Genomic DNA, 17,658 nt, shown 5'->3' on the forward strand with positions numbered 1-17,658 from the left:
TGACAGCGCTAAACCGCGCCGCCAGAAACAACGCAAACGGCGTGCTTAACCTCCGCCGTTCTGAACGCCGAGCGAAATCTTGTTGGAAACCGACTTCACGCCCGGAACGCCCTTGGCCACTTCTTCTGCCTGGGCGATCTGGCCGCCTTCCGGCACGGTGCCCGAGAGCACGACAGCGCCGGAGCGCGCACGGACGAATACGTTGGACACGTCGAAGCCTTGCGCCTTCGACAACGCACGGCGCACGTCGTAGCCGAGCTTGCGGTCGGTCTTCTTGGTCGCCGATTTCTGAGCCTTGGTCGGCGCGGCCGACGTGGCGTCCGCATCGCTCGCTTGAGCATAAGCGCTCGACGCCACGGCCACGCACACCACCACGCCCAGCGCCTTCAACAGATCGACAGCTTTCATGATTTCTCCTTTTGTTTCGCTTATTGACTTCGCACAGTTACTACTTCACTCGTTGGCACATCAAACAAACCGAACCGCTTTCGTGCAACAGCCCGGCGGCGGCCCCGAAGGACACGCCGCAGCCTCGAATGCGCCTTCCACCGAGGATGGCTCGATGACAAGACGCTCGATGCGGCCTGCTGCTGCAATGCGGTGCTGCGAGAGACTGGCGAAATTAACAAACTGACTACGGCCGGTTACTTGGGGCAAGTGCCCGTCGGCTCGAATATGTGGCCTGCCGTATGGCGGATGCGGAACAGGAAACCGTCGCGCGACACTCCGAAGAGCATGGCGTTCGCCCAATTTACCCACATGCCGGGAAACTGTCCGGCGCATGAGCGGGCTACGACGCGCATGGTTCCCGCCAACTGGCGGCGAACGTCAATTTAGCCCAGCGCGGCCTTAAGCGCAAAACATTTAACGTTGCAAGGAACTGGATGCGGCGTGGCGCAACATCGGCGGCACGAGTGCTGCGGCGTGCACACACGCGTGTCACACTCGTGGTTTGCACGGCCGCCGAGCTAACGACTCGCACGCGTGGCATGGCGCAACTCAACGGCATCTTGAATGCGGATGGCTTCAGGTAAGCTCGCGGAAACCTCGAAACTTCCATGCTTATTCAAGTTTGCCGCCGCGATGATTCAACCTCCAGGACACCAACCCGAAGACCCCGCTCACAAAGCCACGGGACGCAAGCCGCAGAGGATCGTCGCGCGCTTCGTCGCGATCTCCTGGCGCGATCTCGCGCTGACCTTCGGTCCGATTCTGCTCGTCAGTATCGCGGCGCTCTATCTTGCCGTGCGGCTGATCCAGCCGGCGCCGCCAAGCACGCTGACGATAGCGGCAGGCCCCAAGGGCAGCTCGTTCTGGAACAGCGCGCAGAAGTACAAGGCAATCCTCGCGCGCAACCGCGTCACGCTCAACGTGCTGGAAACGCAAGGCTCGCTCGACAACCTCACGCGTCTCGAAGATCCGAAATCCGACGTGGATGTCGGTTTCGTGCAAGGCGGCATGACGCCGGACGCGGCGAGCGATCAGCACGCAAACCTGGAATCGCTCGGCAGCGTGTCGTATGTGCCGCTCGCCGTGTTTTATCGCGGCGCGACCGTCACGCGCTTGTCCGAACTGAAGGGCAAGCGGCTCGCCATCGGCGCGGAAGGCAGCGGCACGCGCGCGCTTGCGCTCACGCTTCTGAAGGCGAATGGCATCGAGCCGGGCGGCGATACCGAACTGTTGCCGCTCGCCGGCGACAAGGCCGCGGCCGCGCTCGAAGACGGCACGATCGACGCCGTGTTCCTGACCGGCGATTCCGCACAACCGCCGACGATGGCCAAGCTCCTGCGCACATCCGGCATCCGTTTCATGGACTTCACTCAAGCCGATGCCTACGCGCGCCGCTTCCCCTATCTCACCGAAATCGAACTGCCGATGGGTGCATTCGATTTCGCCCGCAATCTGCCGCCGCGCGCCGTCCACACCATCGCGCCGACGGCCGAACTGGTGGCGCGCGACAGTCTGCATCCCGCGCTCTCGGATCTTTTGATCGAAGCGGCGCGCGAAGTGCACAGCCGCGCCAACCTGCTGCAGCGCGCAAACGAATTTCCCGCGCCGCTCGTCCACGAATTTCGCATCAGCGACAACGCCGAGCGCTATTACAAGTCGGGCAAGAGCTTTATCTACCGGACGCTGCCGTTCTGGATGGCGAGTCTCGCGGATCGCGTGCTAGTCGTGCTGGTGCCGCTGATCGTCGTGCTCATCCCGGGCTTGCGGCTGGTGCCGGGGCTTTATCGCTGGCGCGTGAAATCGCGTATCTACAAGTGGTATGGCGCGCTCATTGCGATCGAACGGGAAGCGATCAGCGGCCCGGACACCGCGCAGCGCGACGCCCTGATCGACCGGATCGACGCGATCGAATCGGCGGTCAATCGCATGAAAATGCCGCTTGCCTTCGCCGATCAGTTCTACGTGCTGCGCGAACATATCGGCTTCGTGCGCGAACGGCTCGCGCATGCGCCCGTCGCCGAAACGGAGCCGCGCCGTGAACCGGCGCAGGCAGACAGCGAGCCGAGCAGCACGTAATATCGCCAGGTAGGATCGAAAGATGCGAGCGGAATAAAGGCGCGGGTCCACGTAGCAGCCTGCGCGATGCGGTCGGACAATGAATAAGCCCGAAAAGCCGGGCGCGGCAGGATCAAGGGAGAAATCTAGATGAGCGCAGCGCATGCCAACGGCCCTGGCCAGCCGTACTTTTTCTTCGATTTCATATCGCCGTTCTCGTATCTGCTGCTGGAGCAACACGAAAAGTGGCCCGACATGCCGTTCGAGTTCGTGCCGGTGCAGTTGTTGAAGCTGCTCGACCGCTGGGGACAGCCGCACGCGGCGACCATTCCGTCGAAACGCGTGTTTACGTATCGGCATGCGCTCTTTCGCGCCGAGCAGCTTGGCATTCCGTTCAAAATGCCGCCCGCGCATCCGTTCGATCCGCTCAAGGCGCTGCGGCTCGCGGTAATCGCAAATGGCGATCTCGTCTGCGTGCGCGAAATCTTCCGCTATATCTGGCGCGAAGGACGCGATCCGTCGACGCCAGAAGGCTTTCGCGGCTTGTGCGAGCGGGTCGGCATGCCCGAAGCGGAAACGCGCGTCGAAGACGAAGACATCAAGGCGAAGCTGCGCGAGAACACCGACCGCGCCGTCGCGATGGGCGTCTTTGGCGTGCCGACGTTCGTCGTCAACGACCAGCTCTTCTGGGGCGAAGACACCTTGCCGATGGTGCTTTACGTCGCGCGCTCGCCGAACTGGCTCGATGGCGCCGAAGTGAAACGCATCAGCGCGCTGCCGGTCGCGCCGCGAGACGCGGACTTCAGCTGACGCTTCGCGGCTCGGCGGCTGATGCCACGCATAGCGCGTGCGCTATGGCGTTAAAAAGCGGAAAGCGTTTAACCTCGGGTTAGCTGCGTGACTATTTTGTGAACGGTGATGCATCGGGGCGCGCAAACGCACGCTCCGGCATTCCGCGTTCGTTGCGATCAGCCGCCGTGTCCGTCTTCAAACCGCAGCTTCGCCCATGAACGATCCCGCCGACTCACTCGATATCTGGCTCATCCGCGTCTTGCGCACGCTGCTTCTGGAGCGCAGCGTGACGCAGACCGCGCAGCGGCTGAACCAGACGCAGCCGGCCATCAGCACCGCGCTGCGGCGGCTCCGCGAGATCCTCAACGACCCTATTCTCGTGCGCGGCAAGCAGGGCATGGTGCCGACCGAGTACGGCGAATCGCTGCTTGCGCCGGCGCAGCGCGCTTTGCGCGAAGTCGAATTCGTCGCGACACCGCACGGCGAATTCGATCCCGCGAGTTCGCGTCGCACTTTTCGCCTTGCCGCGCCGGATTATCTGAACGATTTCTTCATGCCGACGCTCGTCGCCGCCTTCCGCGATGCAGCGCCCAACGCGCGGCTTGAAATCGAATCGCTCAATCCGATGCGCGATCACGAACGCGCGCTCGACGAAGGCGAGATCGACGTGATGATGGCCAACTGGACCAAGCCCGAGCCGCGCTTCGAAAAGCAGGACCTTTTCGCCGACGTATTCGTCTGCCTGATGCGCGCGAACCATCCGCTCGCGCGCGAGCCGCTCACGGTCGAGCGCTACGCACTCGCCGCGCATCTCGCGCCGACGCCTTATAGCGGAGCGAAGCGGCATCCGATCGATATCGGCCTGGCGCGCGCGGGCGTGAAGCGGCGCATCGTCGCGACCATTCCGTACTTCGGACTCGTGCCGCAAGTGCTGCTGCAATCCGATCTGATCTTCACCGCACCGCGCCGTTTCGCGCAGCATTACGCGTCCATGCTGCCGCTTGCGGTGCTCGATTCGCCGGTGCCGTTTCCGCGCATCAAGTGCTATCAGCTCTCGCTGCCGCAACCCGATCAGCCGACAGACGTCGCATGGCTGCGCGAAATGATCGCGAGCGTCTCCGAGACGCTTACCGGGCGCAAGAAAAATGCAAGCATCGAAGAACTGCTGAGCCTCGCCGCCAAGTAGTGACGGCGCGGGCGCATCTCCGCTACCATCGGCGAAACAAGAACTATTCTTTCGCGCATGGACGCCCTCGATCGACTCATTCAGCTTGCGCGCCTTTCCGGTGCGCTCGATCTCCGCTGCCTGCTTGCCGGGCCGCTCGAACTCGACCACGCGCCGGGTGCGCCAGGTGAGGCGCTCTATCACGTCGTGCTGGAAGGTGCGTGCACGGTAGAGCGCAAGGGACATGCGAGCGTCGCGTTGAACGCGGGCGATATCTTCATGCTGCCGCGCGCCGATGCACACGTGGTGAGCGTCGGTCCCGTCGATGCCAGCGAGAAAATCGGCGCCATGACTTCGCGCGATAACGGCGCCATCACGGTGCGGACCAATGTGGACGGTCGGGAAGCGGCGCTGGATTTGTTGTGCGGACGCTTTCTGTATGCGCCGCGCGCCCTTCTCATCGACGTGTTGCCCGACTTCGTGCACGTGTCGTTCACGAATGCATCGGCGCCCTATCTCGGGCCGCTCGTCGCGGCCATGCGGCGCGAGGCGGAGGAAGCGCAGCCCGGTGCGCCGTCGATCGTCACGGCGCTCTCCACCGCGCTTTTCACGATGGTGCTGCGTGCATGGCTCACCGAGCAGCCGTCGCTCGCGGGGGTGCTGGGCTTGTTGGCGAACCGGCGTCTGGGCGCGGCGGTGATCGCCATGCTCGAACGGCCTGCCGATCCGTGGACGCTCGAAATGCTGGCGAAGGAAGCGGCGATGTCGCGCGCCACCTTCATGCGCGCGTTCTCGGCGCATTCGGACAGTTCGCCGCTCGCGTTGCTGAGCCACGTTCGCATGCAGCTTGCGAGCACCATGCTCATGCACACGAGGAAAAGCGTCGCGGATGTCGCCGCGGACGTGGGCTATCAGTCCGAGGCGGCTTTCTCGAAGCGATTCAAGGAGTTGTACGGCGTGGCGCCGGGTCGTTTCCGGCAGACGAACGGCCTGAGCTGAATCCGCGTTTCAGGCGGCCAACCGCGCCGCCTTGAGCGCCGGCAAACCGAGCCGCGCCGTCATTTCCCTCACGCGCAGCAACTGCGCCGCCACCGCCAGCGCGATCGAACCCGGCGCTTTATCGACGATTCCCTCGACGCCGATCGGACACGTGATTTCCGGCAGACGCTCCGCCGAAAGCCCGCGCTCCATCAGGCGCCGCTCGAACTTCACGCGCTTGGTCTTCGAGCCGATGAGACCGAAGTACGCAAAGTCCTCGCGGCGCATGATCCGCTGCGTCAACGAAAAGTCGAGCGAGTGATCGTGCGTCATCACGATGAAATACGCGCCCGCCGGCGCTTCATCGACGATGGCGTCGGGCAAATCCGTGGCTTCGACCTGTACGTTCGCGGGAACTTCGTCGGGGAAAAGTTCGTCGCGCGCGTCGACCCATTGGACGACGCACGGCAGCGTGCCGAGCACTTTCACGAGCGCGTGGCCGACGTGACCCGCGCCGAACAGAACGATATGCATCATGTCCGCGCGCGCCTCACCGCGTTCACTGCCTTAAGAATTTCTTCGGCGGTCGCGGGCGCGTTCAGCGGCGGATTCACCTTGTGATCGCCCACGGCGGATACGGCGTCGCGAATCGCGAAGAACACCGAAAACGGCAGCAGCAACGGCGGCTCGCCCACCGCCTTCGAGCGATGGATGCTGTCTTCCGCGTTGCGGTTCTTGAAGAGCGACACGCGAAAATCAGGCGGCATGTCGTTGATCGTCGGAATCTTGTAGGTGGACGGCGCGTGCGTCATCAGCTTGCCGTTCTGATTCCACCAGAGTTCCTCGGTCGTGAGCCAGCCCATGCCCTGCACGAACGCGCCTTCGACCTGGCCAACATCGAGCGCCGGATTCAGCGATGCGCCCACGTCGTGCAAGGCATCCGCGCGCAGCACGCGCATTTCGCCCGTGAGCGTGTCGATCACCACTTCCGCGACCGCCGCGCCATACGAGTAGTAGAAGAACGGACGGCCCTGCATGGTCGCCTGATCCCAGTAGAGCTTGGGCGTGGCGTAAAAGCCGTCGGACCACAACTGCACGCGTGCGAGGTAGGCCTTCTGCACGATCTCGCCGAACGGAATGACATCTTCCCCGACGATCACGCGGTCGTTCGCAAAGCGCACTTGCGACGCTTCCACCTTGCCGCCGCCGAACTTTTCCGCCGCGAATTTCGCGAGCCGCTCGCGCAGTTGACGCGCGGCGTCCTGCGCGGCCTTGCCGTTCAGATCGGTGCCGGTGGAAGCCGCCGTCGCCGATGTATTCGCCACCTTGCTCGTGTCGGTCGCCGTCACGCGCACGCGGCCGAAATCCACGCCGAGTTCATGCGCGACCACCTGCGCGACTTTCGTGTTCAAACCTTGGCCCATCTCGGTGCCGCCGTGGTTCACGAGCATCGAGCCATCGGTATAGATATGAACCAGCGCGCCGGCCTGATTGAAGTGCGTCACGTTGAACGCGATGCCGAACTTCACCGGCGTCAGCGCCAGCCCTTTCTTCAGGATCTCGTTGTTCGCATTGAACTCGCGCACGGCTTCGCGGCGACGCCGATACTCGCTCGACTCGGCCAGTTCACCAATCAACTCCTGCAGCACGTTGTCTTCGACGGTTTGTCCGTAAGGCGTCTTGTTGTTTTCCGTTTTGCCGTACAGATTGTCGAAGCGCACATCCAGCGAATCGCGACCGACCGACCGTGCGATGTTGTCCATGATGTACTCGATGGCGAACGCGCCCTGCGGCCCGCCGAAGCCGCGAAACGCGGTGTTCGACTGCGTGTTGGTCTTGCCGCAATAGCCTTCGATCTTCACATCCGCGAGCCAGTACGCATTGTCGAAGTGGCAGACCGCGCGCGTCATCACCGGGCCGGAAAGGTCCGCCGAGAAACCGCAACGCGATGTCATGTCGAGCGCGACGCCGTCGATCACGCCGCGATCGTCGTAGCCCACTTCGAAGTCGTACTGGAAGTCATGGCGCTTGCCGGTGATCATCATGTCGTCGTCGCGGTCCGGACGCAGCTTCACCGGACACAACAGCTTCCACGCGGCAAGCGAGGCGCAGCACGCGAAAATGCCCGACTGCGATTCCTTGCCGCCGAAGCCGCCGCCCATGCGCCGGCATTCGACCAGCACGTTGTGCGAATGCACGCCGAGCACGTGCGCCACCAGATGCTGCATTTCGGTCGGATGCTGCGTCGAGCAGTACACGTGCATGCCGTCGTCGTCCTTCGGCACGGCATACGCGATCTGTCCTTCGAGATAGAACTGTTCCTGACCGCCGAGCTTCATCGCGCCGCGTTCGTGATGCGCGGCCTTTTGCAGACGGCTCGCTGCATCGCCGCGCGAGAGCTTGAGCGGATTCAGCACGTAGGATTCGGCTTTGCGCGCGTCTTCGGCGGTCAGCACGGCCGGCAATTCCTCGTATTCGATGTTCGCGCGACGCGCCGCGAGCCTCGCCGTATCATGCGACGTCGCGACGACGATGAACATCGGCTGCCCGACGTATTGCACGATACCCGGCGCGAGCACCGGATCGTCGTGGATGATCGGGCCGCAGTCGTTCACGCCTGGGATGTCCTCGGCGGTGAAGACGGCGACGACGCCGGGCGTGGCGCGCACGGCGTCGAAGTTCATCGACACGATCTTCGCGTGCGCCTTCGGACTCATGCCGAGCGCGGCGTGCAGCGTGCCCGCGACGACGGGGATGTCGTCCGTATAGCTCGCGCGCCCGCTCACATGCAGATGCGCCGACTCGTGCGGACGCGAAACGTGGACCTGCTTGAAATCGTCGGCTTCGTTGGCGAGCGACTGGGCTTCGGCGAGAAAGGCTTCGGCTTGTTGGTTCATGTTCTTATCGGCTCCTTACTTCACTTCGACGAGTTCGATTGCACGCACATCCAGCTTCGACTTGGGCATCGGATTGTGAGGACGCGTCTCCAGCCAGAATCGATACAGCACGCTCTTCGCGGTATCCAGCCGATAGTCGCTGCTCGCGCGCATGTCGGTGAGCGGCGCGTAGTCCTTGCCGAGCGCTAGCATCGCGGCCTGCGCGGTGGCTTCGTGCCAGTGCGCGTCGGCGAGCACGCTTTCGGCGTGCGTGGCGCGCTTGGGCGTCGCGGCCATGCCGCCGAAGACGAGACGCGGCTCGCGGATCGTGTCGCCGTCCGCGATAAACGAGAACGCGGCGTACACGGCGGAAATGTCCGAATCGAAGCGCTTCGAGAGCTTATAGGCGCGAAATTGCAGCTTCGCGCGCTGGCCGCCGCGCGTCGGCACGCGGATGGCGGCGACGAACTCGTTCTCCGCCATGTCCTTCTTTTGATATGCAATGTAGAGATCTTCGAGCGGCATCTCGCGCGGGCCATCGACGCTCATCAACACGACGCGTGCGTTCAACGCGATGAGACCGGGCATCGAATCGCCGATGGGCGAGCCGTTAGCGACGTTGCCGCCGAGCGTGCCCGCATTGCGGATGGGCAGCGAGGCGAAGCGCTGACGCGTCTCTTCGAGTTCGGGATACGTCTTCACGAGTTCGGCATACGCGCGCTCGACCGACACGCCCGCGCCGATCTCGATCCACTCCTCGGTCGTCTCGACATGCTTGAGCGCCTCGATCTGTCCGACATAGACGATGTCGCCGAGATCGCGCAACTGCTTCGTCACCCACAAGCCGACGTCCGTGCTGCCCGCGAGAATGCGCGCCGTGGGCTTTTCGGCTCTGAGTTGCGCGAGCGCGTCGACGGTGCGCGGTGCGTCGAACTGGCGGCCCGCGTGTTCGTAGTGGAAAGTGTCGTCACGCGAGATGCCGTCGAGCGAACGCGCCAGCGCCTCGACGTTCAACGGCGCGAGCGGCGCGTGATCGAACATCTGCTCGGCAGCCTCGATGATCGGCCGATACCCCGTGCAGCGGCACAGATTGCCGGTCAGCGCGTTGCTGATCTCCTGGCGCGACGGCCGCGTTTTGTCGCAAGCCTGCGCACAGCCTTGCGTTGCATGACCATGCTTTTCGTAGAGCGCGAACATCGACATGGCAAAGCCGGGCGTGCAGAACCCGCACTGCGAACCGTGACAATCGACGAGCGCCTGCTGCACCGGATGCAGCGAACCGTCCGGCTGGCGCAGGTCTTCGACAGTGAAGAGCGCGCGGCCGTCGAGCGTCGGCAGAAACTGCACGCACGCGTTGACCGCCTTGAACGCGACGCCGCCCGCGCCGTCCGGTTCACCGATGACGACCGTGCACGCGCCGCAATCCCCTTCGGCGCAACCTTCCTTGGTGCCGGTGCAGCGCGCGTCTTCGCGCAGGTATTGCAGGACGGTGCGCGTGGTCGACGCGCCGCTTACTTCGCGGATCGCATTGCGATGGTAAAAGCGGATCGGCTGGGTCATGAAATTCTGTCTCGCGGGGCTTCGATGATTCTTTTTGCTGGTTGCGCGGAGTGCGCAGCCGGTGGCTTCGGATGGTTCCGGCGCTTTCTCGGATTACTCCTAGCGCTTCGATGATTCGAAAGCTATCACCGCCAAAATCCGGAACCCATAGGCGACATTGCATGTACGACATACTCCCATCGCGATAAGTCGTGAAACCCTTATGCAGAGCGGCTTCCCGACATGCCGCCCGACCGTTCGGACAGGCAATTTGGACCACCTGGTTACAAAACTGGCGCGACATCGGGTCGCAAGCTATGTGACAATCACGCTTTCGCGTCGAAATCAACCCCGTAGTAACCCGCGCCTTTCTATGTCCACCCAACCCGCCACCGCGCCGCAAGGCGACTTCGCCGTCACGCTTCGAATCGTGTCGGTCGTCGTGTACACGTTCCTTTGCTATCTGACCATCGGCATTCCGCTGGCGGTCTTGCCGGGCTTCGTGCATACGGATCTCGGCTACGGCTCGGTAATGGCGGGCGCCGCGATCAGCGTTCAGTACTTCGCCACCTTATTGTCGCGGCCGCTCGCCGGTCGTTCAGCCGATACCGCCGGCCCCAAGCAAACCGTGCTCTACGGTCTCGTGGCCTGCGCGATCAGCGGCGCAATGCTCCTGACCTCCGCGCTCGCGACGCAGTGGCATGCGGTGAGTCTCGTGCTGCTGGTGATCGCGCGGCTCGTGCTCGGAGTCGGCGAAAGTCTCGTCGGCACGGGATCGATCACGTGGGGAATCGGCCGCGTGGGCGTCTCGCACAACGCGAAAGTGATTTCGTGGAACGGTATTGCGACATACGGCGCGCTGGCCATCGGCGCGCCGCTCGGCGTGGCGATCGACAATTCGCTGGGCTTTTCCGCGCTTGCGCTCATCGTGATCGCGCTGGGCGGCCTCGGTTACTGGCTCGCGAAGCGCATGGAAAGCGTGCCGGTGGTGCATGGCGAGCGCATGTCGTACCGCAGCGTGTTCTTCCGCGTGCTGCCGCACGGGATCGGGCTTGCGCTGGGTTCGGCGGGCTTCGGTTCCATTGCGACTTTCATCACCCTCTTCTATGCCGCGCACAACTGGCCGCACGCGGCGCTCTCGCTCACAGTGTTCGGCACGACGTTCGTCGGCGCGAGGCTTTTGTTCGCCAACACGATCAAGGTGTATGGCGGCTTCCGTGTGGCGATCGTCTCGTTCTGTTTCGAATGCGCGGGCTTGCTGATGCTATGGCTCGCAGCCGAGCCGACCTTCGCGCTGGCAGGCGCTGCGTTGACCGGCTTCGGCTTCGCGCTCGTGTTTCCGGCGCTGGGCGTCGAGGCGGTGGGGCTCGTGCCGCCGGCTTCGCGCGGCGCGGCGTTGTCGGCCTACTCGGTGTTTCTGGACTTGTCGCTGGGATTGACCGGGCCTTTGGCGGGTTATGTCGCTGGCGAGTTTGGATACGGGTCGGTGTTCTTGTTTGCCGCGCTGGCTGCGGCGTTGGCGGTGGGCTTGTCGGTGGCGCTTTATATGCGTGGCGGGCGCGGTCTGGGTGGGCCCGCGACGGCGTGAGTTGATCAGGCGCCGGCTTTCGAGCCATGCAATTGCAGGCCGAGGGCTTTGACTACTTTGAGGATGGTTGCGAAGCTGGGGTTGCCGTCTTCCGAGAGCGCTTTGTAAAGCCCTTCGCGGCTGATGCCTGTATCGCGCGCCACCTGCGCCATGCCGCGCGCTCGCGCAATCACGCCAAGCGCGTGTGCAATAAACGCGGAATCGTCGCCGCCTTCTTGAAGACATGCATCGAAATACTCAGCAAGGTCCTCCTCGGTCTTAAGGTGCTCGACCGAGTCCCAGGGACGAGTTTTGATCTTGGTTGGGGTCATTGATTACTCCATGTCAAGGTGAGGCAGCATGGCGTGTGCGGACTTGATGTCTCTGTCTTGAGTCGACTTATCGCCCCCACATAGCAGGATCACCAACACGTCTCCACGATGAACGTAATAAACACGATAGCCTGGTCCATGATCGATCCGCATTTCAATCACCGGTGAGCCGGCCGAGTTAGTGTCGCCTGGATTGCCCGACGCGAGTCGGTCGATACGAGCTTGAATTCGGCGTTTTGCGATGCGGTCCTTAAATGCAACGAACCAGTCGTCAAAAAGCTCTGTGGTCCGAATGTTAAGCCTAAAAGTCATCGTAATCCATGGTTCACAAACCGTCAACCACAGTTGACAGGTCAGTCTATCTAATAGGAAATTCACGGCAAGAATTTGCCTCTGTCTATTTTTCGCAGGGACACTCTAAAAGTCGCCACCCGCGTCAGGGAGTAAGTCTCGAATCGATCGCCGCTGAGAGGCCAGCCGCCGAGCCATCGCGCCGCTCATCAAAAACCCCCGAACGATCCGCACACCTTTGCCTTAAAATCACCGCTCGGCCCACAAGCGTCCGCTTTATGAACCAGACCTCGGAAGACCGCTGGCGTGACCTGCGCCCGGACCCGGACAGCGACACTCCGCTCTATCTGCAACTCGCACGCAAGCTCGCCAACGCCATCCACGACAATCGCTGGAACGCAGGCGAAGCCCTGCCCTCCGAGCGTGTGCTGTCCGAAGCGCTGGGCGTCTCGCGGATCACATCGAGGAAAGCCATCGCGTTGCTCGTCGAACAAGGGCTGATTCGCCGTGAACAAGGCGCGGGCAGCTTCATCACGCCGCGCTACGAAGATCCGCTCTCGCGTCTGTCGAGCTTCTCGGAGATGCTACGCCGCCGAGGTTTTACGCCGAGCTCGCAATGGCTCTCGCGCAAGATCGAGCCCGCCAATCGCGACGAAGTCATTCAACTTGGCCTCTCGCCCGCCGCCGCCGTCACACGCCTTAAGCGCCTGCGTCTCGCCGACGACATCGTCATGGCGGTCGAAAACTCCACGTTTCCTGCCTCGCTCATTCCCGATCCGTTGGTCATCGGCGACTCGCTCTACAGTTATCTCGACACGCGCGGCCTCTCGATCGTGCGCGCGCTGCAGCACTTTCGCGCGGTGAACGCGAGCGCGGAGATCGCGCAGCAAATGGGCATCGCGCCGCACGACGCGCTTTTGCTCATCACGCGCGTAGGCTATACCGCCGATCAACGCGCGATCGAACTCACCGATACCTACTGCCGCAACGACTACTACGACTTCGTCGCCGAGTTGCGCAAGTGACTCACGCGCCGACGCGCCCATGACCGACATCGCCGCCACGCCGCCTTCCGAACGCTCACTCACCGTCATGCTGTGGCTCGTCGCCACGGGCTTCTTCATGCAGACGCTCGACTCGACCATCGTCAACACGGCCCTGCCCGCGATGGCGAAAAGTCTCGGCGAAGCGCCGCTGCGCATGCAAGGCGTCGTGATCGGCTATTCGCTCACGATGGCGATGATGATCCCCGTGTCCGGCTGGCTCGCCGACAAGCTCGGCACGAAGCGCGTGTTCTTCAGCGCGATTCTCGTGTTCACCATCGGCTCGCTCTTGTGCGCGAACGCGCAGTCGCTGACGGCGCTGGTCGCGTTCCGCGTCGTGCAAGGCATCGGCGGCGCGATGCTGTTGCCTGTCGGACGTCTGGCCGTGTTGCGCGTGTTTCCCGCCGAACGCTACTTGTCGGCGCTCGCGTTCGTCGCGATTCCAGGGCTTATCGGGCCACTCATCGGGCCAACGCTCGGCGGCTGGCTCGTGCAGATCGCGTCGTGGCACTGGATTTTCCTCATCAACGTGCCGGTGGGTGTGGTGGGCTGCATCGCGACCAAGATGTTTTTGCCCGATAGCCGCAATCCCGCCACCGCGCCCTTCGATCTTGCCGGCTATCTGCTGCTCGCCGTCGGCATGGTCGCGCTGACGATCTCGCTCGATGGCCTGGCCGATCTCGGTCTGCCGCATGCCATCGTCATCGTGTTGCTGGTGTTGAGCCTCGGATGCTTCGTCGCCTATGGTTTGCATGCAACGCGCGCCGCGCAACCCATCTTCTCGCTCGATCTATTCAAGATCCACACGTTCAGCGTCGGCCTGCTCGGCAATCTCTTCGCGCGCATCGGCAGCGGCGCGATGCCTTATCTGATCCCGCTGCTCTTGCAGGTGAGCCTCGGCTACACGCCGTTTCAGGCGGGCATGATGATGCTGCCGGTCGCCGCGGCCGGCATGCTGTGCAAGCGGCTCGTGACGCGGCTGATCGAAAAGCATGGTTATCGGCGCGTGCTGGTCGTGAACACCGTGCTCGTCGGGCTGATGATGGCGAGCTTCGGACTCACGAGCGAACATCAGCCGCTTTGGCTGCGTCTCGTGCAACTGGCGATCTTCGGCGGCGTCAACTCGATGCAGTTCACCACCATGAACACGCTCACGCTGAAAGACCTCGGCACCGGCGGCGCGAGCAGCGGCAATAGTCTGTTTTCGCTCGTGCAGATGCTGTCGATGAGCCTTGGCGTGACCATCGCCGGCGCGATCCTCGCCACCTTCACGGGCATCCTCCCGCGCGTGACGGAAACCAATTCGCTGCCCGCGTTCCACGCGACCTTCCTTTGCGTGGGCATCATCACGGCGGCAACGGCGTGGATTTTCGGACAGCTTGCGCCAGAAGTACGCTCGACGAAGCGAAAGACAGATCCTTCCGAAGCGAACTAAAGCCGGGTTTCGTCGGCTCGGCCGAAAATTTCCGCCGCGCCATCCGATTGTGCGTTTCGCACCGACAGAGTGCGGACAGCACCGCTACACAACCTTCAAGCGGCATGCCGCCGCATCGTGCATTACCGTCCGGCCGTGCGCCGAGCCAATGTACACACAAAAGCGCGCCGATTAATCGCGCTCCCCCGCTTGCACATTGAATTCGCACGCTTTTTGCTCGAACGTGATGTGCCCGATCTTGTAAACTGTCTCATTAAGTAAATTGCCCGGCCCTCGACACCATGAGCATGGTTGACATCGATCCACCCCGCTTCCAGTCTCCGCGTCCCGTCGCGGGCGATGACGGCTCGCGTCGCACCGTGCTGTACGGCGAGTACACCGTGTTCAGCGTGTTTCAGCCGGTGTTCTCGGTGTCGCATCGGCGTGCGATCGGCTATCACGCGTCCTTGCGTGCACGGGACGAGACACATCGTCATGTACCGTCACACGAAGTGTTCACCCAGGCGGCACGGCGCGGCGATCTTCTGGAACTGGGACGACTGGCCGAGTCCCTTCATCTGGGCAACTTCAACGCGTTCGACAGCCACGACGAATGGCTCTTTCTGAGCCTCCACCCCGCCGCGCTGATGGACACGAGCTACGGCGACGCGCTCCTCGCCGCGTTGAAGGACATCGGCTTGCCGCCGCAGCGCGTGGTGCTGGAAGTGCCCGAACAGGCGGGCGGTGAGACGACGCGCTTCACCGAAATCATCGACTCCATGCGCAAGTCGGGGTTTCTGATCGCGCTGGATGGCTTCGGCGTGAAGCATTCGAATATCGATCGCGTGTGGCAGTTGCGGCCTGACATCGTGACGCTCGACCGCTGCATTCTTCAGCAGGCGACCGAGCATTCGCATATCGAGCGTGTGTTGCCCCGGCTCGTATCGCTGCTGCATGAATCCGGGCAACTCGTGTTGATGGGCGGCCTCGCGACCGAGCGCGACGCGCTGATCGCGCTCGAATGCAATGTCGATTTCGTGCAGGGCGCGTACTTCGCGCAGCCGAGCGTCGATGCCGTGCATCCGCAAGTCGCCGCAGGCGTGATGGATGCGTTGTCGGCTGCGTCGCGCGAACGCGTGGGCGCGCGCGACCGGGCGCAAGCCGCGCGTCTCGAACCCTACGTGAGCGGCCTCGAACGCGCGGCAGTCAAGCTGATGGAAGGCGAAACGCTGGCCGCCGCGACGAGCGAGCTTCTGCAACTGGTCGATACGGCGCGCTGTTTTCTGCTCGATCAGGAAGGCCGGCAGATCGGCGATAACGTCGTGCCGGTCGTGCGTACATCGCAGCGCGCGAAGCGTTTCAGTCCGCTGCTGCATTCGGAAGGCGCGAGCTGGGAGCGTCGGCCGTATTTCATCGAGGCGTTGCGCGCGCCAGGACGCGTGCAGTTGACCGCGCCGTATCTGTCCATCAACGAGGCGCATCTTTGCGTGACGGCATCCATCGCCGCGCAGACGCCGTATGGCTTGCAGGTGCTATGCGTCGATATCAACTGGGAAGCGGTGCCGCGGCGGCGCTGAATCGCGGGATTACGACCGGCGCTCGGCGTCCGGCTTGACGATATCGAACCCTGCAAGCGCGAGCACGCCGGACAGCACGATCAACGCGGTGGAATGGCGTCCGAAATATAAAAGCGCCGCAGCGGACCATGCGGCGAGACAGAGGGCGAGAAAGCGTTTCATCGTGATATCACGCGTGAGGGCCGACCCAAGCGATGCGGCACGGCCGATCAAAGCGACATTCTAGATTTCCCGGCGGCAAGACGCAGAAACCGACGACGCGCGAACGTTCCTCGCCATGCAAAAAAGCCCTCCGCAGAGGGCTTTTTCGTTCGATCCGACATCGCGAACGACGATGCGGGATCGGCGCAAACCGTAAGCCTTAAGCCCCGAAATTCTTCGAAGCGAAGTCCCAATTCACGATGTTCCAATACGCTTCGATGAACTTCGGACGCGCATTGCGGTAATCGATGTAGTAAGCATGCTCCCACACGTCGATGGTCACGAGCGGCTTGGCATCCGTCGTGAGCGGCGTGGCGGCGTTGCTGGTGGAGACAATATCGAGCGAGCCGTCCGTCTTCTTTACAAGCCACGTCCAGCCCGAACCGAACGTGCCGGTCGCGACCTTGGCGAACTCTTCCTTGAACTTGTCGAACGAGCCGTACTTGGCGTTGATCGCATCAGCCAGCGCGCCCGTCGGTGCGCCGCCGCCGTTCGGCGACAGGCTGTTCCAGAAGAACGTGTGATTCCAGACTTGCGCCGAGTTGTTGAACACGCCGCCCGACGACTTCTTCACGATCTCCTCGAGCGGAAGGTTCTCGAATTCGGTGCCCGGAATCAGCTTGTTGAGGTTCGTCACATAGGTCTGGTGATGCTTGCCATAGTGATACTCGAGCGTTTCTTCCGACATGTGCGGAGCAAGCGCGTTCTTGTCGAACGGCAACGGCGGGAGGGTATGTTCCATGATTGCAGCTTCCTTTTCTATGTGATTTGTAGGGACTGTGGGGAGTGAAGCGCTGGAGCAATGGATTGTAGGCGACTTGGGATAACCCCGCAAACCGCCTGCCTTTATGAGCAAGATTGCTTTCCAAAGCTTGAATGCAGCGTCAAAAGTGCTCCTGCGGCACTTGGCGGCTTCGTCAAAAGGCCGGTGTCGAGGCCATCAGAATTCGTCGGACAAACGCGGCTGGACATCGGCGAGAAGGACATCGGCAGAGCCTTCCGCGAGATGCACGGTCATCGGACGCTTCGGTTTGAGTGCGTTCGGCGCGCGCAGCGCACGGCCGGTTTGGGTATCGATCAGGGCGGCGTAACCGCGCTCGAACGTGCGCTGCGGACTCAGCACCTGCAAGCGCGCCGCAAGCTCGGACACACGCGCGTTCGCACGCTCATGACGACGCTCGCGCGCACGCTGCATGCGCTCGGCCAAACGGCCGAGATGCTCGATCTGCGTCGCGACATCCGGCCTTCTGCGTTGCCATCGATACTGCACCAGCGCGAAATGCGCGCGTGCATCGCGAACCGGGGGGGCGGCGGGGGGGGGGGGGGGGGGGGGGGGGGGGGGGGGGGGGGGGGGGGGGGGGGGGGGGGGGGGGGGGGG

The 17,658-nt window shown here is 63.0% G+C and carries 16 protein-coding genes and 1 pseudogene; 8 read left to right on the forward strand and 9 right to left on the reverse strand.

Annotated features, from left to right (window positions below; genetic code table 11):
• Positions 1-45: 45 nt before the first annotated feature.
• On the reverse strand, positions 46-408 hold the full coding sequence (locus tag NCT04_RS11510) for a BON domain-containing protein (RefSeq protein WP_244826125.1): 363 nt from the start codon (positions 406-408) through the stop codon (positions 46-48).
• A gap of 675 nt (positions 409-1,083) precedes the next feature.
• Between NCT04_RS11510 and NCT04_RS11515 the strand changes: the two genes are divergently transcribed.
• The 4 genes from NCT04_RS11515 to NCT04_RS11530 all read left to right on the forward strand — a co-directional run bounded on the left by NCT04_RS11515 (position 1,084) and on the right by NCT04_RS11530 (position 5,461).
• Positions 1,084-2,526: a TAXI family TRAP transporter solute-binding subunit gene (locus NCT04_RS11515; RefSeq protein ID WP_244826127.1), complete on the forward strand. Its 1,443-nt coding sequence runs from the start codon at positions 1,084-1,086 to the stop codon at positions 2,524-2,526.
• 129 nt (positions 2,527-2,655) lie between these two features.
• Complete coding sequence (locus tag NCT04_RS11520) at positions 2,656-3,315, forward strand: 2-hydroxychromene-2-carboxylate isomerase (RefSeq protein WP_250465482.1); 660 nt, start codon at positions 2,656-2,658, stop codon at positions 3,313-3,315.
• A gap of 196 nt (positions 3,316-3,511) precedes the next feature.
• Positions 3,512-4,483 (forward strand): LysR family transcriptional regulator, encoded by a 972-nt coding sequence (locus tag NCT04_RS11525; protein WP_244826130.1) that lies wholly within the window; start codon positions 3,512-3,514, stop codon positions 4,481-4,483.
• Between the two features lie 57 nt (positions 4,484-4,540).
• On the forward strand, positions 4,541-5,461 hold the full coding sequence (locus tag NCT04_RS11530) for an AraC family transcriptional regulator (protein ID WP_244826132.1): 921 nt from the start codon (positions 4,541-4,543) through the stop codon (positions 5,459-5,461).
• Positions 5,462-5,470: 9 nt separating this feature from the next.
• Here the strand turns inward: NCT04_RS11530 and xdhC are convergent, their stop codons facing one another.
• The 3 genes from xdhC to xdhA are packed head-to-tail and all read right to left on the reverse strand — an operon-like array spanning position 5,471 to position 9,876.
• On the reverse strand, positions 5,471-5,977 hold the full coding sequence (xdhC, locus tag NCT04_RS11535) for a xanthine dehydrogenase accessory protein XdhC (RefSeq protein ID WP_244826133.1): 507 nt from the start codon (positions 5,975-5,977) through the stop codon (positions 5,471-5,473).
• A complete protein-coding gene (gene xdhB / locus NCT04_RS11540; protein ID WP_250465484.1) occupies positions 5,974-8,337 on the reverse strand; it encodes a xanthine dehydrogenase molybdopterin binding subunit in 2,364 nt (787 codons plus the stop codon). The genes xdhC and xdhB overlap by 4 nt, the downstream gene beginning before the upstream one ends.
• Positions 8,338-8,352: 15 nt before the next feature.
• Entirely contained in the window at positions 8,353-9,876 is a 1,524-nt protein-coding gene (gene xdhA, locus NCT04_RS11545; RefSeq protein ID WP_250465485.1) for a xanthine dehydrogenase small subunit, read from the reverse strand.
• Positions 9,877-10,228: 352 nt separating this feature from the next.
• Here xdhA and NCT04_RS11550 point away from each other — a divergent pair, with 352 nt between their 5' ends.
• A complete protein-coding gene (locus tag NCT04_RS11550) occupies positions 10,229-11,443 on the forward strand; it encodes an MFS transporter (RefSeq protein ID WP_244826137.1) in 1,215 nt (404 codons plus the stop codon).
• A gap of 5 nt (positions 11,444-11,448) precedes the next feature.
• Here the strand turns inward: NCT04_RS11550 and NCT04_RS11555 are convergent, their stop codons facing one another.
• Both NCT04_RS11555 and NCT04_RS11560 read right to left on the reverse strand, forming a co-directional pair.
• Positions 11,449-11,754 carry an addiction module antidote protein gene (locus NCT04_RS11555; RefSeq protein WP_250465486.1) on the reverse strand — a complete coding sequence of 102 codons (306 nt, stop codon included), beginning with the start codon at positions 11,752-11,754 and terminating at the stop codon, positions 11,449-11,451.
• Between the two features lie 3 nt (positions 11,755-11,757).
• On the reverse strand, positions 11,758-12,066 hold the full coding sequence (locus NCT04_RS11560; protein ID WP_250465488.1) for a type II toxin-antitoxin system RelE/ParE family toxin: 309 nt from the start codon (positions 12,064-12,066) through the stop codon (positions 11,758-11,760).
• A 257-nt stretch (positions 12,067-12,323) separates the two neighbouring features.
• On the opposite strand from NCT04_RS11560, the gene NCT04_RS11565 reads away from it, so the two are divergent.
• The 3 genes from NCT04_RS11565 (at position 12,324) to NCT04_RS11575 (ending at position 16,079) form a co-directional block, all read left to right on the forward strand.
• The gene (locus NCT04_RS11565) at positions 12,324-13,070 is read left to right on the forward strand and encodes a GntR family transcriptional regulator (RefSeq protein WP_244826142.1); all 747 of its coding nucleotides are present in this window, start codon (positions 12,324-12,326) and stop codon (positions 13,068-13,070) included.
• Positions 13,071-13,089: 19 nt separating this feature from the next.
• Positions 13,090-14,523, forward strand: coding sequence for a multidrug transporter subunit MdtD (gene mdtD, locus NCT04_RS11570; RefSeq protein ID WP_250465490.1), 1,434 nt, complete (start codon positions 13,090-13,092; stop codon positions 14,521-14,523).
• A gap of 281 nt (positions 14,524-14,804) precedes the next feature.
• Positions 14,805-16,079 (forward strand): EAL domain-containing protein, encoded by a 1,275-nt coding sequence (locus tag NCT04_RS11575; RefSeq protein WP_244826144.1) that lies wholly within the window; start codon positions 14,805-14,807, stop codon positions 16,077-16,079.
• Positions 16,080-16,088: 9 nt separating this feature from the next.
• Here the strand turns inward: NCT04_RS11575 and NCT04_RS11580 are convergent, their stop codons facing one another.
• The 3 genes and pseudogenes from NCT04_RS11580 to NCT04_RS11590 all read right to left on the reverse strand — a co-directional run.
• Positions 16,089-16,241, reverse strand: a complete 153-nt coding sequence (locus NCT04_RS11580) for a hypothetical protein (protein WP_244826145.1) — start codon at positions 16,239-16,241, stop codon at positions 16,089-16,091.
• 199 nt (positions 16,242-16,440) lie between these two features.
• Complete coding sequence (locus NCT04_RS11585; RefSeq protein ID WP_250465492.1) at positions 16,441-17,022, reverse strand: superoxide dismutase; 582 nt, start codon at positions 17,020-17,022, stop codon at positions 16,441-16,443.
• Between the two features lie 198 nt (positions 17,023-17,220).
• Positions 17,221-17,589 (reverse strand): annotated as a pseudogene (locus tag NCT04_RS11590) (exodeoxyribonuclease VII large subunit); the annotation flags it as partial.
• Positions 17,590-17,658: the final 69 nt, after the last annotated feature.

Source organism: Caballeronia sp. GAFFF2, from assembly GCF_023631485.1.
Classification (GTDB): Bacteria; Pseudomonadota; Gammaproteobacteria; order Burkholderiales; family Burkholderiaceae; genus Caballeronia.

What these genes read in the sequence shown, in the direction of transcription:
- NCT04_RS11510 (WP_244826125.1), bottom strand. Translation starts at nt 408, where the DNA reads ATGAAAGCTGTCGATCTGTTGAAGGCGCTGGGCGTGGTGGTGTGCGTG.
- NCT04_RS11515 (WP_244826127.1), top strand. Translation starts at nt 1,084, where the DNA reads ATGATTCAACCTCCAGGACACCAACCCGAAGACCCCGCTCACAAAGCC.
- NCT04_RS11520 (WP_250465482.1), top strand. Translation starts at nt 2,656, where the DNA reads ATGAGCGCAGCGCATGCCAACGGCCCTGGCCAGCCGTACTTTTTCTTC.
- NCT04_RS11525 (WP_244826130.1), top strand. Translation starts at nt 3,512, where the DNA reads ATGAACGATCCCGCCGACTCACTCGATATCTGGCTCATCCGCGTCTTG.
- NCT04_RS11530 (WP_244826132.1), top strand. Translation starts at nt 4,541, where the DNA reads ATGGACGCCCTCGATCGACTCATTCAGCTTGCGCGCCTTTCCGGTGCG.
- xdhC (WP_244826133.1), bottom strand. Translation starts at nt 5,977, where the DNA reads ATGATGCATATCGTTCTGTTCGGCGCGGGTCACGTCGGCCACGCGCTC.
- xdhB (WP_250465484.1), bottom strand. Translation starts at nt 8,337, where the DNA reads ATGAACCAACAAGCCGAAGCCTTTCTCGCCGAAGCCCAGTCGCTCGCC.
- xdhA (WP_250465485.1), bottom strand. Translation starts at nt 9,876, where the DNA reads ATGACCCAGCCGATCCGCTTTTACCATCGCAATGCGATCCGCGAAGTA.
- NCT04_RS11550 (WP_244826137.1), top strand. Translation starts at nt 10,229, where the DNA reads ATGTCCACCCAACCCGCCACCGCGCCGCAAGGCGACTTCGCCGTCACG.
- NCT04_RS11555 (WP_250465486.1), bottom strand. Translation starts at nt 11,754, where the DNA reads ATGACCCCAACCAAGATCAAAACTCGTCCCTGGGACTCGGTCGAGCAC.
- NCT04_RS11560 (WP_250465488.1), bottom strand. Translation starts at nt 12,066, where the DNA reads ATGACTTTTAGGCTTAACATTCGGACCACAGAGCTTTTTGACGACTGG.
- NCT04_RS11565 (WP_244826142.1), top strand. Translation starts at nt 12,324, where the DNA reads ATGAACCAGACCTCGGAAGACCGCTGGCGTGACCTGCGCCCGGACCCG.
- mdtD (WP_250465490.1), top strand. Translation starts at nt 13,090, where the DNA reads ATGACCGACATCGCCGCCACGCCGCCTTCCGAACGCTCACTCACCGTC.
- NCT04_RS11575 (WP_244826144.1), top strand. Translation starts at nt 14,805, where the DNA reads ATGAGCATGGTTGACATCGATCCACCCCGCTTCCAGTCTCCGCGTCCC.
- NCT04_RS11580 (WP_244826145.1), bottom strand. Translation starts at nt 16,241, where the DNA reads ATGAAACGCTTTCTCGCCCTCTGTCTCGCCGCATGGTCCGCTGCGGCG.
- NCT04_RS11585 (WP_250465492.1), bottom strand. Translation starts at nt 17,022, where the DNA reads ATGGAACATACCCTCCCGCCGTTGCCGTTCGACAAGAACGCGCTTGCT.